The 14,933-nt window shown below is 72.1% G+C and carries 19 protein-coding genes; 10 read left to right on the top strand and 9 right to left on the bottom strand.

Going from position 1 to position 14,933, the window contains the following annotated elements:
• Nucleotide 1 precedes the first annotated feature (1 nt).
• Together AB0B02_RS01330 and AB0B02_RS01325 are read right to left on the bottom strand one after the other, a co-directional pair.
• Nucleotides 2-289 (bottom strand): hypothetical protein, encoded by a 288-nt coding sequence (locus AB0B02_RS01330; protein ID WP_281943119.1) that lies wholly within the window; start codon nucleotides 287-289, stop codon nucleotides 2-4.
• A gap of 69 nt (nucleotides 290-358) precedes the next feature.
• Nucleotides 359-1,183 carry an SDR family NAD(P)-dependent oxidoreductase gene (locus AB0B02_RS01325; RefSeq protein WP_357292891.1) on the bottom strand — a complete coding sequence of 275 codons (825 nt, stop codon included), beginning with the start codon at nucleotides 1,181-1,183 and terminating at the stop codon, nucleotides 359-361.
• 124 nt (nucleotides 1,184-1,307) lie between these two features.
• On the opposite strand from AB0B02_RS01325, the gene AB0B02_RS01320 reads away from it, so the two are divergent.
• Nucleotides 1,308-2,264, top strand: a complete 957-nt coding sequence (locus tag AB0B02_RS01320) for a CoA ester lyase (RefSeq protein WP_357292884.1) — start codon at nucleotides 1,308-1,310, stop codon at nucleotides 2,262-2,264.
• 40 nt (nucleotides 2,265-2,304) lie between these two features.
• On the opposite strand, the gene AB0B02_RS01315 is transcribed toward AB0B02_RS01320, so the two are convergent.
• On the bottom strand, nucleotides 2,305-2,793 hold the full coding sequence (locus AB0B02_RS01315) for a DUF4190 domain-containing protein (protein WP_281943111.1): 489 nt from the start codon (nucleotides 2,791-2,793) through the stop codon (nucleotides 2,305-2,307).
• Nucleotides 2,794-2,909: 116 nt separating this feature from the next.
• Between AB0B02_RS01315 and AB0B02_RS01310 the strand changes: the two genes are divergently transcribed.
• Nucleotides 2,910-3,800, top strand: a complete 891-nt coding sequence (locus tag AB0B02_RS01310) for an SDR family NAD(P)-dependent oxidoreductase (RefSeq protein WP_281943110.1) — start codon at nucleotides 2,910-2,912, stop codon at nucleotides 3,798-3,800.
• A gap of 4 nt (nucleotides 3,801-3,804) precedes the next feature.
• Here the strand turns inward: AB0B02_RS01310 and AB0B02_RS01305 are convergent, their stop codons facing one another.
• A complete protein-coding gene (locus AB0B02_RS01305; protein ID WP_107154907.1) occupies nucleotides 3,805-4,209 on the bottom strand; it encodes a DUF4190 domain-containing protein in 405 nt (134 codons plus the stop codon).
• Between the two features lie 176 nt (nucleotides 4,210-4,385).
• On the opposite strand from AB0B02_RS01305, the gene AB0B02_RS01300 reads away from it, so the two are divergent.
• Nucleotides 4,386-5,582 carry an acyl-CoA dehydrogenase family protein gene (locus AB0B02_RS01300; protein ID WP_281943105.1) on the top strand — a complete coding sequence of 399 codons (1,197 nt, stop codon included), beginning with the start codon at nucleotides 4,386-4,388 and terminating at the stop codon, nucleotides 5,580-5,582.
• Nucleotides 5,583-5,696: 114 nt separating this feature from the next.
• Here AB0B02_RS01300 and AB0B02_RS01295 read toward each other — a convergent pair whose 3' ends face one another.
• Both AB0B02_RS01295 and AB0B02_RS01290 read right to left on the bottom strand, forming a co-directional pair.
• Nucleotides 5,697-6,104 carry a CoA-binding protein gene (locus AB0B02_RS01295; RefSeq protein WP_357292853.1) on the bottom strand — a complete coding sequence of 136 codons (408 nt, stop codon included), beginning with the start codon at nucleotides 6,102-6,104 and terminating at the stop codon, nucleotides 5,697-5,699.
• A 26-nt stretch (nucleotides 6,105-6,130) separates the two neighbouring features.
• On the bottom strand, nucleotides 6,131-8,197 hold the full coding sequence (locus AB0B02_RS01290; RefSeq protein WP_357295766.1) for an intein-containing Rv2578c family radical SAM protein: 2,067 nt from the start codon (nucleotides 8,195-8,197) through the stop codon (nucleotides 6,131-6,133).
• Between the two features lie 91 nt (nucleotides 8,198-8,288).
• Here AB0B02_RS01290 and AB0B02_RS01285 point away from each other — a divergent pair, with 91 nt between their 5' ends.
• A complete protein-coding gene (locus AB0B02_RS01285) occupies nucleotides 8,289-8,708 on the top strand; it encodes a DUF393 domain-containing protein (RefSeq protein ID WP_357292847.1) in 420 nt (139 codons plus the stop codon).
• Nucleotides 8,709-8,754: 46 nt separating this feature from the next.
• On the opposite strand, the gene AB0B02_RS01280 is transcribed toward AB0B02_RS01285, so the two are convergent.
• The 3 genes from AB0B02_RS01280 to trxA all read right to left on the bottom strand — a co-directional run bounded on the left by AB0B02_RS01280 (nucleotide 8,755) and on the right by trxA (nucleotide 10,615).
• On the bottom strand, nucleotides 8,755-9,666 hold the full coding sequence (locus AB0B02_RS01280) for an MFS transporter permease (RefSeq protein WP_357292843.1): 912 nt from the start codon (nucleotides 9,664-9,666) through the stop codon (nucleotides 8,755-8,757).
• Entirely contained in the window at nucleotides 9,663-10,103 is a 441-nt protein-coding gene (locus AB0B02_RS01275) for a hypothetical protein (protein WP_281943098.1), read from the bottom strand. Before AB0B02_RS01275 ends, AB0B02_RS01280 begins: the two co-directional genes overlap by 4 nt.
• A 149-nt stretch (nucleotides 10,104-10,252) precedes the next feature.
• On the bottom strand, nucleotides 10,253-10,615 hold the full coding sequence (gene trxA / locus AB0B02_RS01270; protein ID WP_281943096.1) for a thioredoxin: 363 nt from the start codon (nucleotides 10,613-10,615) through the stop codon (nucleotides 10,253-10,255).
• Between the two features lie 545 nt (nucleotides 10,616-11,160).
• On the opposite strand from trxA, the gene AB0B02_RS01265 reads away from it, so the two are divergent.
• The 6 genes from AB0B02_RS01265 (at nucleotide 11,161) to AB0B02_RS01240 (ending at nucleotide 14,866) form a co-directional block, all read left to right on the top strand.
• Nucleotides 11,161-11,676, top strand: a complete 516-nt coding sequence (locus AB0B02_RS01265) for a MaoC family dehydratase (protein WP_357292824.1) — start codon at nucleotides 11,161-11,163, stop codon at nucleotides 11,674-11,676.
• Nucleotides 11,677-11,768: 92 nt separating this feature from the next.
• Nucleotides 11,769-12,260: a hypothetical protein gene (locus AB0B02_RS01260; RefSeq protein ID WP_281943092.1), complete on the top strand. Its 492-nt coding sequence runs from the start codon at nucleotides 11,769-11,771 to the stop codon at nucleotides 12,258-12,260.
• Nucleotides 12,261-12,295: 35 nt separating this feature from the next.
• Nucleotides 12,296-12,922: an RNA methyltransferase gene (locus AB0B02_RS01255; RefSeq protein ID WP_281943089.1), complete on the top strand. Its 627-nt coding sequence runs from the start codon at nucleotides 12,296-12,298 to the stop codon at nucleotides 12,920-12,922.
• 89 nt (nucleotides 12,923-13,011) lie between these two features.
• Nucleotides 13,012-13,710, top strand: coding sequence for a DUF6758 family protein (locus tag AB0B02_RS01250; protein ID WP_308447852.1), 699 nt, complete (start codon nucleotides 13,012-13,014; stop codon nucleotides 13,708-13,710).
• Between the two features lie 118 nt (nucleotides 13,711-13,828).
• Nucleotides 13,829-13,987: a hypothetical protein gene (locus tag AB0B02_RS01245; protein ID WP_013283898.1), complete on the top strand. Its 159-nt coding sequence runs from the start codon at nucleotides 13,829-13,831 to the stop codon at nucleotides 13,985-13,987.
• A 6-nt stretch (nucleotides 13,988-13,993) separates the two neighbouring features.
• Entirely contained in the window at nucleotides 13,994-14,866 is an 873-nt protein-coding gene (locus tag AB0B02_RS01240; RefSeq protein WP_281943086.1) for a PH domain-containing protein, read from the top strand.
• The last annotated feature ends 67 nt before the right edge of the window (nucleotides 14,867-14,933 follow it).

The following is a 14,933-nucleotide window of genomic DNA, read 5'->3' as shown; positions in this document are numbered from 1 at the left end:
CTCAGACGTCGTGGACCTCCAGCACGCGGGTGGTGGGGGCGGCGTCGCCCAGCTCCGCCCGGAGCGCGGCGCGCTCCGGGTCGACCAGGAACGCGTCGAGCCCGTCGCGGGCGGCGAACCGGATCACGTGCACCTCGGTCTCCCCGTCCCCGGTGCGCAACCGTCGCTCCAGCCGCCCGCCGTGCCGGTCGAGCAGCGCCAGCACCGCGTCCTCGTAGCGCCGGCCGGCGTCGGCGTCGGCGCTCAGGTCGACCAGCGCGACCAGCAGGACCTCGTTCCCCGTCGTCATGGCGTCGAGTGTCCCAGCCGGCCGACCGGCGCGGTGTCCCGCAGCGGCCCGGCCGGTCGGCGCGGTCCCTCAGCCGGCGAGACCGACGGCCTCGGCGCTGGCCGTCCAGAGCCGGGCCGCCAGCGCCGGGTCGGCCGCCCAGGGGCGCGGCCGGTGCGGCCTGCGGTCGGCGTAGTAGCCGCCGTCGATCAGCCGGGACGGGTCCTGGCCGGCGAGCCAGACCAGCGTCTCCGCGCCCTTCTCCGGGGTGCGGAACGGCAGCAGCCGCATGCCGAGCGCCACCACCCGGCTCTCGTTGCCGAACCGGGTGCTCACCACGCCGGGGTGGAACGCGTACGACCGCACCCGTGGCCAGCGCCGCGCCGCCTCGGCGGTGAACAGGATGTTCGCCTGCTTGCTGGTGCCGTACGCGCGGAACGGCCGGTAGTGGCGCAGCGTGGCGTTGAGGTCGTCCGGGTCGAGCACGCCGCTGCGGTGCGCGTTGGAGGCGGTCACCACCATCCGGCGCACCCGGTCGGCCAGCAGGTTGCTGAGCAGGAACGGGGCGAGGTGGTTGGCCTGCATGCTCAGCTCGAAGCCGTCGACCGTGGTGACCGGTTCGAGCACGATCGCGCCGGCGTTGTTGGCCAGCACGTCGATCCGGTCGTAGTTCGCGCGCAGCCGCTCGGCGAGCCCGCGTACGTCGTCGAGCACGGCGAAGTCGGAGCGGAACAGCTCCGGCTGCTCGCCGCTGGACTCGCGCACCCGCTCGCCGGCGGCGCGCAGCCGGGCCGGGTCCCGACCGACCAGCACCACCTGGTCACCGCGGCGGGCCAGCTCGACGGCGGCGGCCAGCCCGATGCCCGAACTCGCGCCGGTCAGCACCACGATCCGACGCTCAGTGAGATCTTCCACAGGTCCATTCACCCCGGTCACGGCACGAGGTTACCGTGACGTAGCCCCGTCCTTTGGGATCGTTAAGTTCCGACTTCCACCGCCGCGTCGCGTGCTGCCGCCGGACGCTGATAGGAGCGCATCCATGACCGCTGTCGGTCGCCCCCGCCGGTCCTGCCTGGCGGTTCCCGGGTCCAGCGTCAAGATGCTCGGCAAGGCCCAGGGCCTCCCTGCCGACCAGGTCTTCCTGGATCTGGAGGACGCGGTCGCCCCGCTGGCCAAGCCGGACGCGCGCAAGAACATCGTGGCCGCGCTGAACGACGGGGACTGGGCCGGCAAGACCCGCGTGGTCCGGGTGAACGACCTGACCACGCCGTGGACCTACCGGGACGTCATCGAGGTGGTCGAGGGCGCCGGGGCGAACCTGGACTGCATCATGCTGCCGAAGGCGCAGAACGCCGAGCAGGTGCACTGGCTGGACCTGCTGCTCACGCAGATCGAGAAGACGCTCGGGCTGGAGGTCGGCCGGATCGGCATCGAGGCGCAGATCGAGAACGCCGCCGGCCTGGTCAACGTGGACGCCATCGCCGCCGCCTCGCCCCGGGTCGAGACGATCATCTTCGGCCCGGCCGACTTCATGGCCTCGATCAACATGAAGTCGCTGGTGGTCGGCGCGCTGATCCCGGACTACCCGGGCGATCCCTACCACTACATCCTGATGCGCATCCTGATGGCCGCCCGGATGCACGACAAGCAGGCCATCGACGGCCCGTTCCTCCAGATCCGCGACACCGACGCGTTCCGCGAGGTGGCGAAGCGCTCGGCCGCGCTGGGCTTCGACGGCAAGTGGGTGCTGCACCCGGGCCAGATCGACGCCGCGAACGAGGTCTACTCGCCGGCGCAGGCCGACTACGACCACGCCGAGCTGATCCTCGACGCGTACGACTTCTACACGTCCGAGGCGGGCGGGAAGCTGGGCGCGGTGATGCTCGGCGACGAGATGATCGACGAGGCGTCCCGGAAGATGGCGTTGGTGATCTCGGCCAAGGGCCGGGCCGCCGGGATGACGCGTACCTCCTCGTTCACCCCGCCCTCGGCGTGACCGCGCGCCGGGCCGCCCCGCGCGGGGCGGCCCGGTCGCGTCAGTAGTTGGTGGAGCTGTCCGAGTTGATGGCGATCGCGATCATCACGATGTAGAAGATGATGCCGGCGACCAGCAGGGCGGTGAGGATCCAGCCGACGATGATGGCCGCCTTCGCCATCCCCTCGCCCTGCTCGCCGGTCTCCCGGATCTGCCGCTGGGCCACGTGCCCCATGATCGCGCCGATCGGCGCGGTGATGCACGACGTGAAGCCGACCAGCGAGAGCACCAGCGCCACGATGGCCAGCGTGTTCGTTCGGCTCGCCGGCGGCGCGTAGCCGGGGTAGGCGCCGGGCGGCGGGTACGCGCCCGGCTGCGGGTAGCCGGCCGGCGGGTAGCCGGGCGCCGCGTACGGGTCGCCGGGCGGGGGCGCGTAGGGCGACTTCCCGACCGCGTACGGGTCCTCGGGCGCGTAGGGGTCGACCGGCGGGCTCGACTGCGGCCCGGCCGAGGGGTCGTGCCAGCCACCGGGCGGCGGGGGATAGCTCATCTGATCATCTCCAGGTACGTGGTCCGGGTCAGGGTAGCCACCACCGGAAAACCCGGAGCACCCCCTTTCCGGGTGCCGCATTGCCCGGAAGGTCCACAGCGGGCAGGATCCTCGACATGGCACTTGACGCGCGTGGGGGTCGGTCGCGACGGGACACGAGCCGGCCGGGGTCGGTGCGCCGCCCGCGCGCCGGGGAGCCGGCGGGCGCCGCCGACCAGGAACGGGCCGCGCCGCTCCCGGAGCCGGCCACCATGCGGCTGGACGGCCGGGTCGCGCTGGTGACCGGCGCGGGCAGCGCGGACGGCATCGGGTACGCGACCGCGCGCCGGCTGGCCGACCTGGGCGCCCGGGTGGCGATCGTGTCGACCACCCGACGGATCCACGACCGCGCCGAGGAACTGGGGGTCACCGGTTTCGTCGCCGACCTCACCGACGAGTCGGAGGTGGGCGCGCTCGCCGACGCGGTGGCCGAGCAGCTCGGCGACGTCGAGGTGCTGGTCAACAACGCGGGCCTGGCCAGCCGGGCCAGCCCGGAGGTGCTGCGGCCGGTGGCCCAGTTGACCTACGACGAGTGGCGCGGCGAGATCGACCGCAACCTGACCACCGCGTTCCTGTGCAGTCGCGCGTTCATCAACGGGATGTCGGAGCGCGGCTGGGGGCGGATCGTCAACCTGGCCGCCACCGCCGGTCCGGTCAACGCGCTGCCCACCGAGGCGGGCTACGCGGCGGCCAAGGCCGGCGTGGTGGGGCTGACCCGGGCGCTGGCGATGGAGATGATCGCCGACGGGGTGACCGTGAACGCGGTGGCGCCCGGCATCATCCACACCGCCGCGTCCACCATGGCCGAGATCAAGCAGGGGCTCGGCACGCCGGTGGGCCGCCCCGGCCTGCCGGACGAGGTGGCCGCCGCGATCGCGTTCCTCTGCTCACCGGCCGCGTCGTACATCACCGGGCAGATGCTGGTGGTCGACGGCGGCAACAGCGTCCGGGAGGCGCAGTTCCGCTGACGCGTCAGTAGCCGTTGTTGTCGGCGTTGGCCCAGATCGCCAGCCCGATCCAGCCGCAGCAGACCAGCAGGCCGAGCGCGGTGAAGACGTAGCTGAGGATCAGCCCCCAGGTGGCGAGCTGGTCGCCCTCCTCGCCGGTCTGCCGGATCTGCCGCTTGGCCAGGTGGCCGCAGACGATGCCGGCGGGCGCGAAGACGAACGCGAAGACCAGCGACAGGATGGCGAGCACGTTGGGGCCGCCGCGCGGGCGCGGGCCCTCGCCGGGCGGGCCGTACTGGCCGTAGGGCGGCTGCGGGGCGTACGGCGGCTGCTGTCCCCACTGCGGCTGGTGCCCGTACGGCGGTTGTGGCCCGTGCGGCTGGCCGCGGTCCGGCGGCTCGTACGGCGACGGTGGCTGCTCGTCGGTCACGCCGGCCCCCTCGGATCCGCAGGTCAACCGCCCTTTCTCTTGCGGACGCTACCCGCAGCGGTGAACCTTTTCACAGCGGTTGTGTGGACTGGTCACCTTGGCGCGGCCGGTTGCGGGGCCGATACTGACCGAGCGTTCAGTTACCCATGAGTAATGCGCCGACCCCGGAGGCTGAGATGGCCCGACTCGCCCAGACGCCCGGCCTGACCGATGTGCAGCGGTCGATCCTGGAAACGGTCCGGGAGTTCGCCGACAAGGAGATCATTCCGCACGCCCAGCGGCTGGAGCACGCCGACGAGTACCCGACCGACATCCTCGACGGGATGCGCGAGATGGGGCTGTTCGGCCTCACCATCGACGAGGAGTACGGCGGTCTCGGCGAGTCGCTGCTGACCTACGCGCTGGTGGTCGAGGAGCTGTCCCGGGGCTGGATGTCGATCTCCGGCATCGTCAACACGCACTTCATCGTGGCGTACCTGGTCTCGCAGCACGGCTCGGCCGACCAGAAGGCCCGCCTGCTGCCGAAGATGGCCACCGGCGAGGTGCGGGGCGCGTTCTCCATGTCGGAGCCGGAGTGCGGCTCGGACGTCTCGGCGATCAAGTCGAAGGCGGTCCGCGACGGCGACACCTTCGTGCTCAACGGCCAGAAGATGTGGCTGACCAACGGCGCGTACTCCTCGGTGGTGGCCACCCTGGTCAAGACCGACACCGGGGCCGACTCGGTCTACGGCAACATGAGCACGTTCCTGCTGGAGAAGGAGCCCGGCTTCGGCGAGACCGCGCCCGGCCTGACCATCCCCGGCAAGATCGACAAGATGGGGTACAAGGGCGTCGAGACCACCGAGATGGTGCTCGACGGCGTCGCCGTCCCCGCCTCCGCCGTGCTCGGCGGCGAGGAGCAGGTCGGCCGCGGCTTCTACCAGATGATGGACGGCATCGAGGTCGGCCGGGTCAACGTGGCGGCCCGCGCCTGCGGCATCTCGATCCGCGCGTTCGAGCTGGCCGTCGCGTACGCCCAGCAGCGCAAGACGTTCGGCCAGCCGCTCGCCCGGCACCAGGCGATCGCGTTCAAGCTCGCCGAGATGGGCACCAAGATCGAGGCCGCGCACGCGCTCATGGTCAACGCGGCCCGGCTCAAGGATGCCGGCCAGCGCAACGACGTCGAAGCCGGCATGGCCAAGCTGCTCGCCTCGGAGTACTGCGCCGAGGTGGTCCAGGAGGCGTTCCGCATCCACGGCGGCTACGGCTACTCCAAGGAGTACGAGATCGAGCGCCTGATGCGGGAGGCCCCGTTCCTGCTGATCGGCGAGGGCACCTCGGAGATCCAGAAGACCATCATCTCCCGCGGCCTGCTCAAGCAGTACAAGCTCTGAAGGACGGGCCCCCTCTTAACGTTTCCGGTAGAGAAGGGGCCCCCTCTCAACGCTTCGGCCGACGCGCGACGGGGTCGGCGGCAAGGTGTCGGCGGGCGCCGCCTGTCGAAACGGTCAGCCGTGCCGGGTCAGGCCGGCCGCGGCCCGCTCCACGATGAGGCACCTGTCCTCGACGTAGTCGATGCCGGCCGCCTCGGCGATCCGGCGCGCCTCGGCGGAGACGATCCCGAGCTGCAACCAGACCGCCGGCGCGCCGACCGCCACCGCCTGTCGGACCACCTCGACCGCGTCCCGCGCCGGGCGGAACACGTCCACCAGATCGACCGGGTGCGGGATGTCGGCAAGCGTCGGATATGCCTTCTCGCCGAACAACTCGTCGACGGTCGGGTTCACCGGGATGATCCGCCACCCGTGCCGCTGCATCTCCAGCGGCACGCGGTGCGCGGCCTTGCCCGGATCACGGGAGGCCCCGACGACGGCGATCACGGCGGAGTCGGCGAGGAGCTGCTGGGCGGACCGCATTCACCGAGACTAACCCGCCCGCCCGGTCACAGCAGGGCGAGCTGTTCGGCGGCCGGTGTCGGTGGCGTGGTGTCGGGCAGCCGCCGGTTGTCGCCGACCTCACCGCGGTGCAGCCCGTGCCGGCGGGCCGCCATCCGGACCCGCGCGGTCACCTCCCGCTGGTACGCCTGCGGCGCGTACGCCCCGGCCTGGTAGAGCTGGCGGTAGCGCGGCACCAGGTGGGGGAACTCGCGGGCCAGCCAGCGCGCGTACCACTCCCGGGCGCCGGGGCGCAGGTGCAGGGGCAGCGGCGTCACGTCGACGGCCCCGGCGGCGGCGATCGCCGCGACGGTGGCGTCGATCGACTCCTCGTCGTCGCTGAGGCCGGGCAGGACCGGGGCCATCAGCACGCCGACCGGGAAGCCGGCGTCGGTGAGCCGGCGGACCGCGTCCAACCGGCGGCGCGGGCTCGGCGTGCCCGGCTCGGCCAGGCGCCAGAGCGTCTCGTCCACGAAACCCACCGAGTAGGACAGCCCGACCCGGGTGACCTCGGCGGCCTGGCGCAACAGGGGCAGGTCGCGCAGCAGCAGGGTGCCCTTGGTCAGGATCGAGAACGGGTTGGCGAAGTCGCGCAGCGCCGCCAGGATCGGCGGCATGAGGCGGTAGCGCCCCTCGGCCCGCTGGTAGCAGTCCACGTTGGTGCCCATGGCGACGTGCGCGCCCCGCCAGCGTGGGGCGGCCAGCTCGCGCCGGACCAGCTCGCCGGCGTTGACCTTGACGATCACCTTGCGGTCGAAGTCGGCCCCGGCGTCCAGGTCGAGGTAGGTGTGGGTGTTGCGGGCGAAGCAGTTGTGGCTGACCACCCCGTTGGCGATGAAGTCGCCGGTGCCGGTGGTGATGTCCCACAGCGGCAGCTCCAGCCCGAGGTCCTCGATGGATGTCACCTGGAGCCGCGCCGCGCACTTGAGCGCCGTGCCCTCGATCGAGCGGCGGTCGGTGACCGCCGGATCGGTCAGGTGGAAGAAACGCAGCCGCTCCGGCAGGCCGCCGGTCAGCCGGATCTGGAGGCCCCCGTTGCGGTTGCCGGCATCGTCGAGCGCCCACCGGAAGTCGAGCCGGTCGAGCGCCTCGACCGTGTGGCGCCGGCTCTCGTCGTCGGTGACGCCGATCCGGAACACGCCCCGGCGGCAACTGCCGGCGGCGTCGAACATGCCGGCCAGGAAGCCGTGCCGCCAGTCGTCGGTCGGCTCGTCGGGTGGTCGGACCAGCGCGGCGACGACCTCGGCCCGGACCGGCCCCACCGTGCGCAGGGTGGTCAACCGGCGGGCCGGTCGCCCGGTCGTCCGCTCGACGTCGACCCCGGCGTCGGCGAGGAACCGCTCGGCCCGCTCCAGCGCCTCCGCCTCGACGGTGCGCAGCCGGAAGCGGAGACGCGGGCCGTCGGCCTCCGCCTCGTGCCGTGGCAGCCGGCGTCGGTCGGCGTCGCGGACCAGCGCGTGCAGGTAACCCCGGTGGTAGTCGGTGGAACGCTTCGGCGGAACGGCGAACCGGCCGGTGCCGAGCAGGCGGTTGCGGGTGGTCAGGTGCGGGCGCCGCCCGCCGCCGCGCATGCCGCCGGTGACGTGCTTCCAGCCGCGTTCGGTGAGGAAACGGTGGTCGCCGCTGGCCACCAGCGTGGTGCCGTCGGCCAGGGTGACCCGGTAGGCCCGCTTCACCGTCGACCAGGCGTCGAGCACGGTGGTGACGACGTAGTGCCGGTAGGCGCCGCGCCGCTGGGTGCCGTAGATCCGGTCACCGGGCGTCAGCTCGCTGATCGGCCGGGTGCGCCCGTCCGCCATCAGGATCGGCGTGTCGCCGGCCAGACAGTAGGTGCAGGCGTGGGAACAGCCACGGTAGGGGTTGATCGTCCACTCGAACGGCACGCGCGACTGACCGGGCACCCGGTTGATGATCGACTTGGCCTGCACCTCGTAGAACGTCATGCCGGCGAAGTCGGGGGTGTCGAACGTGCGGACGACCGCGTGGGGCAGCGCCAGCGGCAGGGGTGGAGCCGCTGGCGCTGCCCGGTCAGGAGTCCCCTCGTCCGGGGGAGCGGAGAGGTTGTCCCAGCGCATGGCGTTCATTCGAACACGTGTACGAACCAAGCGCAAGTGACGCGCCGGACACCGCGCGCCGTCGCGGCCGGCACGGGTGCAGGATGGACGCATGGAGACGTCGACCTTCGTGTACGACGGCGACTGCGCGTTCTGCACCCGCTGCGCGCAGTTCATCGAACGTCGTATCCCCACCGGGGCCCGGGTGGTCCCGTGGCAGTTCGCCGACCTGGCGGCACTGGGCCTGACCGAGGCCGAGTGCGAGGAGGCGGTGCAGTGGGTGGGCGCCGACGGCTCCCGGGCCGCCGGGCCGGACGCCATCGCGCGGCTGCTCGGCGACAGCGGGCCGCTCTGGCGCGTCGCCGGGGGTGGGCTGCGGCTGCCGCCGGTACGCGTCGCGGCCTGGCCCGCGTACCGCTGGGTGGCCCGCAACCGGCACCGGCTGCCCGGCGGCACCGCCGCGTGCGCCCTGCCCCAGGAGGCCCGCGAGCGCCTCTACGGCCCGACCGGCCGCCCCGACCCCACCCCCTGACCGCCCACTCCCACCCGGCCCCAACCCCGGCCCCACTGCGGCGTGATCAAGGAGTTTGGGTCGGCGTCGATCTCTGCGGAGACGCGAACTCCTTGATCACCGTGGCGGGTGGGGAGGACGGCGGGGGTGGGGTGGGGCGGCGGCGCAGGCGGCGGGCGACCGCCACCGGGCGGACCTTCTCCAGCGGCAGGAACGCGGTCATCGCCACCAGGTGCGGCGCGAACGAGATGGTGATGGTCGCGACGGTCACCAGGTGGAACGAGTAGAAGAAGCCCACCATGGCCGTCCGCCACCGCGCGGGCAGCACGAACACCAGCGGGCTGAGCAGCTCGAACGCCAGGATGCCGAACTGGGCCACGATCAGCAGGTGCGGCACCTGCGCGATCAGGTCGGCGAAGTCGGTGCCGCGGCGGATGATCGCCCGGGCCAGCACCGAGCCGGTGGCCCAGTCGAGGCCGCCGAAGCGGAACTTCGCCCAGGCGGCCAGGAAGTAGGTGCAGATGACCGCGATCTGGGTGACCCGCAGCGCCCAGCCGCCCGCCTCGGTGCGGGTCGGGTCGCCGTGCCGGGCCCGGCCGGCGGTGGGCAGCGCGGCCAGCGCCACCAGGAGCCCGAACCGGTCGTGGTCGACCTTGCCGTAGCTCATCGCCACGATCATCCACTCGAAGTAGAGCGCGAAGACCGTCCAGCCGAGCAGCCGCGGCGCGCGGCCGGTCGCGGCCAGCAGCGCGGCCACCAGCAGCACCCAGAAGACCACGCCGACCAGGGCGGGGGTGGGCGTGGGCAGCGGGAGCAGCCGGCCGACGAGCAGCGGCTGGTAGAGGTCACCGGGCACGTCGACGCGGGTGCGGACCCAGGGGGTGAAGACGACCAGGTCGGCGGCGACGAAGAGGTAGACGAGCGTGCGGAACGCGGCGATCCGGCCGCGCGGCACCGCCTCGGTGAGCCAGCCGGTCATCCGGCGGTGTCCCAGCGTACGGCCGTGCGATCGGTCCACTCGCCGGTCGGGCGTCCGCCCCGGATGTCGTGCAGGCGGACCACGATGCGCACCTCCACCAGCGCCGGTGCGCCGGGATGGCGTTCCGCGTACGCCTCGGCGACGGTGCGCAGCAGGCTGGGATCGGCGGCGTACCGGTCCTGCTGGCCCTCGATCTCGGCGCGGCGGATGCCGGTGGCGTCCTGGCCGAGCGGGACCACGGCGCCGCTCTCGTCGACACCCTCGACCCGGGTGTCGGGGGCCGGCGCGTCCGGCGGGTCGGAGGTGGAATACATCCGGAACGGCCCGAACGGGAAGTCGTCGTCCGTGCCGTGCACGGTGCCGAGCAGGAGCAGCGCCATCCCGAGCAGGGTGGCGCCGAGCCGGACGGCACGCCCGCGCGCGGTCAAGGTCTCCATCAGGCCGTGACGATACGGGAGTGAACCGTCCGGAACTGTCCCTCAGTCGGCCATTTCCCACTGCCCGTCCCGCCGGTCACCCCGGTACGCGAAACGCCGCCGGCCGGTCCCGCGAACGGGCCCGGCCGGCGGCGGAAGACGCGCCGTGCTCAGTGCTTGTGCTCGGCCAGCTTCTTGCGGACGTCGTCCATGTCCAGCTGCTCGACCTGCTCGATGAGGTTCTCCAGCGCCGACTCGGGCAGCGCGCCCGGCTGGGCGAACACGATGACGCCGTCGCGGATCGCCATCACGGTCGGGATGGAGCTGATGTTGAACTTGGCCCCCAGCTCCTGCTGCGCCTCGGTGTCGACCTTGCCGAAGACGATCTCCGGGTGCTTCTCCGAGGAGCGCTCGTAGACAGGCGCGAAGCGCTTGCACGGAGTGCACCAGTCCGCCCAGAAGTCGAGCAGGACGATGCCGTCCCGGCTGGTCACCTCGTCGAAGTTGGCCGTGGTCAGCTCAACCGTTGCCATGTGCTCTCTCCGATCACCGCGGATTGCCGTACGTCCGGTGGAACCAGGGTCGGTCCGTGAGAATTCCCGTGACCTGCGCGACGAAACGCCGGCCGCTCCGGACGTGTCCTCCAACACATCGAACCTTATCTGTTCGCAAGATCGTGCGGATCGCAAGTGCAGGACGCATTTGCGTGACGGGACGTGATGGGAGCGTTTCCAAGGAGATCACGCTGTGTTGCCGCTACGAATCGGTAATTTGCGTGCTGACAAGCGGTGATCCGGCCTGCGGAGATCGCTTAGGGGGAGGCGACCAGTAACTCTCAGTATTGTTACGAAAAGATAAATGTGACGCCGGTCTCTGTCGAACCCTGGCCCCGTACGGCAGAATCTTTCACATCAGAGCGTGGGCGGCGGGTGCCGGGGAGGGCCCCGCCGCTCATTGCGTCTCCCCCCGGGTGGCGCCCGGTGTGACATTTCCACCGCGCGAGCGCCCCGGCCCTTGCCTTAACCAGCGGTAAGGCATGCTGTGCCGAACTCCATCGCCGCCCGTCGAAGGGACCAGGATGCAGTTCGGCCGCTACTACGAGGAGTTCGAGGTCGGCGCGGTCTACCGGCACTGGCCGGGCAAGACCGTCACCGAGTACGACGACCACCTCTTCTGCCTGCTCACCATGAACCACCACCCGCTCCACCTGGACGCGCACTACGCCGAGTCCGCCTCCCAGTTCAAGCGCAACGTGGTGGTCGGCAACTACATCTACTCGCTGCTGCTGGGCATGTCCGTGCCGGACGTGAGCGGCAAGGCGATCGCCAACCTGGAGATCGAGTCCCTGCGACACGTCGCCCCGACGTTCCACGGCGACACCATCTACGGCGAGACCACGGTGCTGGACAAGCGCGAGTCGGCCTCGAAGCCCGACCGCGGCGTGGTCGCGGTGGAGACCCGCGGCTACAACCAGGACGGCACGCTGGTCTGCGTCTTCCGCCGCAAGGTCATGGTTCCGAAGCAGGAGTACGCGGCCGCCGCCGTGCCGGAGGGCGTCGACCCGGAGCGCCCGAGCTTCCCCGAGCCGCGCTGAGTCGGGCACCCCGCCGACCGGGTCCCGGTCCCGTTCCCCGGGGACGGGACCCGGACCGGCCTCCGGGGCATATGCTCTGGCTGGAGGTCCCCATGAGCCACTCCGTCGCCGGAGAGCCGCCCTCTGCCGGTCGCCGCGCCGCACCGCTCACCACCGCCGCCTACTCCGCGGCGGAATGGGACCTGTTGACCGACCTGCCCGGCCGGGTCCTCGTTGCCGCCGCCTCGCCCGGCCCCGGCCGCCCGCCACGGGGGATCGCCGCCGGGCTGGCCGGCCTGGACGCGGTGGCCGCCGGCCGCGCCTTCGACAGTGATCTGATCCGCGCGGTGGTCACCGCCATCTACGCGCGTCACGACGGGGCCGCCGTCCGGGCCGAGCGCCTCACCGACCTGGTCGACCTGCTCGCCGCCGCCCGGGCCGCGGTGCGCGTGCTGCGCCGCCGGGCCGACCCGGCCGACTCCGCCGCGTACCGGCAGTGGGTGGAGTCGGTGGCCGCCCGGGTGTGCCGGGCCGGCGGGACGGCGCCCAGCCCGGCCGACCGGCGTTTCCTGGACCGGTTGGCCGGCGCGCTCGACCTGCGCTGACGGCGCGCGCCGCCGGGTGCGTACGCTCGGCAACCGTGACCGACGACCAGCTCGACGTGGGGGTGGGGCCGTGGACCGGTGACCCGCCGGACGACCCGCGACTCGACCCGGAGCTGCTCGCCGCCGGCGACCGGCGCAACGTGGTGGACCGCTACCGCTACTGGCGGCGCGAGGCCGTGGTGGCCGACCTGGACCGGCGGCGGCACGACTTCCACGTGGCGATCGAGAACTGGCAGCACGACTTCAACATCGGCACCGTGGTCCGCAACGCCAACGCGTTCCTCGCCGCCGAGGTGCACATCGTCGGGCACCGGCGGTGGAACCGCCGGGGCGCCATGGTGACCGACCGCTACCAGCACGTCCGGCACCACCCGACGATCGAGGGGTTCGTCGCGTGGGCGGCCGGGGAGCGGCTGCCGGTGGTCGGCATCGACAACCTGCCCGGCTCCCGGCCGCTGGAGACCGCCGTCCTGCCCCGCCGCTGCGTGCTGCTCTTCGGCCAGGAGGGGCCGGGGCTGTCACCGGTGGCCCGGACGGCCTGCGACGCGTTGTTCTCGATCGCCCAGTACGGCTCCACCCGCTCGATCAACGCGGGGGTGGCCAGCGGCATCGCCATGCACTCCTGGGTCCGGTCGTACGCCGGCCCGCCGCCGCCCGGCTGACGGATCGCGGGTGTGTCGCCGGGCGAAAATCCCACGTTCGTCGGCCCGCCCCGCTTGACGGCCCGCCGCCTCGGCGGGACGGTGAAGGCGTGACTGTCGCGGTGAGTTGTCCGAGATGTGCGGGCCCGGTACGCGAGCCGGACCTGATGCACGGCGAGTACCGGTGCCTGCGGTGCGGCCCGGTCCCGCCCCTGCACGTGCCGGAGCACATCGGCTCCGAGATCATGGCGAGCGTGGTCGAGCGGGTGGCCGCCGACGGCGACACGCCCGACCGGCCCGGCGTGCCGCTCTGGTGTCCGTGGCCGCTCCCACCGGGTTGGACGCTGACCGGCGTGGCCTGGGCGGGCGACGAACGGGCCGGCATCCGGGCCACGGTGGTCGCCTGCGCCGGCCCGGCGCCGCTCGACGGTGGACCGGCCGACCTCATCTTCGTCGCCGAGGAGCCCGGTGTGGGCCTGGGTTCCCGCTTCGCGGGACTGCCCGGCCCCGATCCCGGACCCCAGGTCGAGGAGGCGCTGACCGATCCCGGCCCTGGTCACCCGGAGCGTGTGCCGCACGCGAAGATCCGGGTGGCCGGCCATCCGACTCCACTGTGGCTCGTCCGGTCCGAAACGGATCGAAGCGCGTACGCCGGAGAGGCTCGGGGAATGTGGCTCCATGCGATAGCCTGGCCGGCGAGCGCGGGTCACCTCCTCGCGGAAGAAGTCGTCCTGTGCGACCTCACCGAGTGGACACCGCCCGAGCTCGTGTACGGCGCACCGTCCCCGTACCTGCACGGGCAGGCCTGACCGGCCGGCACCGGCGAGTCGGGGAACGGACGCAGATATTCACGGTAAGACACCATGCTGATACTCTGGGTGCCGCTGCGGTACTTGGACCCGGCTCCGCGCGAGAGGATGGCCCGCTATGGTCAAGAAGGTCCTCACCTGGGCCGGCATCGCATTCTTGATCTTCTTCGTCGCCTACCGACCCAACTCGGCGGCCGACGTGTTCAAGTCTCTCGGTGGCGGCATCATGGACATCGCGCAGGGCTTCGGTGATTTCTTCACCAACCTGGTCGCCTAGCCGGCCATGGGAAGCCCTTCCGGTCCACCCTTCGACCCGGACGATCCCGACCGGGCACGCCGGGAGCGCGACACCGAGCCGATCCCCCGGATCGACCCGGACGACGGTCCCGGCTACGGCGCCGGTCCCGGCTACGGGGCCGGCCCCTCCCTCTCGGGCGACGCCGCGTTCGGCGACGGACCGGGTTTCGCCGGTGAGGGTCGCTCCGGTCGCGCCTGGGCGCGTGACCCGGAGGGCTATCCGGAGCAGCCGATCTCCGAGGAGGAGTTGGCCGGTCTCCGGGTCGACGCCTCCGGCATGGCCCCGCGCCGGGTGCTGCCCCTGGAGGACGAGCCCAGCTCGCTGGTCGCGCGCTACCTCTTCCCCACCGAGCGCTACCGGGGCGAGTGGAAGCGGCACTGGATCCACCTCAGCACACCGATCATCGTCGGCATCGCGGCCACGTTCGTGCTCGGCTACCTCTCCGGCTTCCTCGCCGGGCGGGACGTCGGCGCGCTGACCACCATCGCGGTGCTGCTCTGGTTCGCGGTGATGGGCTGGGTCGCCTGGCGGGTCGCCGACTGGTGGTACGACCGCTTCATCCTGACCAACAAGCGGGTGATGGTGGTCAACGGCATCATCACCCGCCGGGTCGCGATGATGCCGCTGGTCCGGGTCACCGACATGAAGTACGAACAGACCCCGACCGGCCGGGCCCTCAACTACGGCACGTTCGTGCTGGAGTCGGCGGGTCAGGAGCAGGCGCTCCGCGAGGTCAAGAATCTGCCCAACCCGAACGAGCTCTACCTGCGCGTGGTGGAGGAGATGTACGAGCCGCAGGCCGTCGAGGCGCGGTTGGGCAAGGAGGCCGACGAGGCCAAGGCCGACGACGGCGCCTGAAACTTTTCGTCCGAACATCTCAAGGACTGCGCACCTTTCGCCGTCGACCCGACCCGCTCGGTCGTGG

Origin of the sequence: Micromonospora sp. NPDC049240 (assembly GCF_040647835.1) — a bacterium.
GTDB lineage: Bacteria > Actinomycetota > Actinomycetes > Mycobacteriales > Micromonosporaceae > Micromonospora.
Note: the sequence above shows the minus strand (reverse complement) of the source record. Positions and strands in the feature narration are given on the sequence as shown.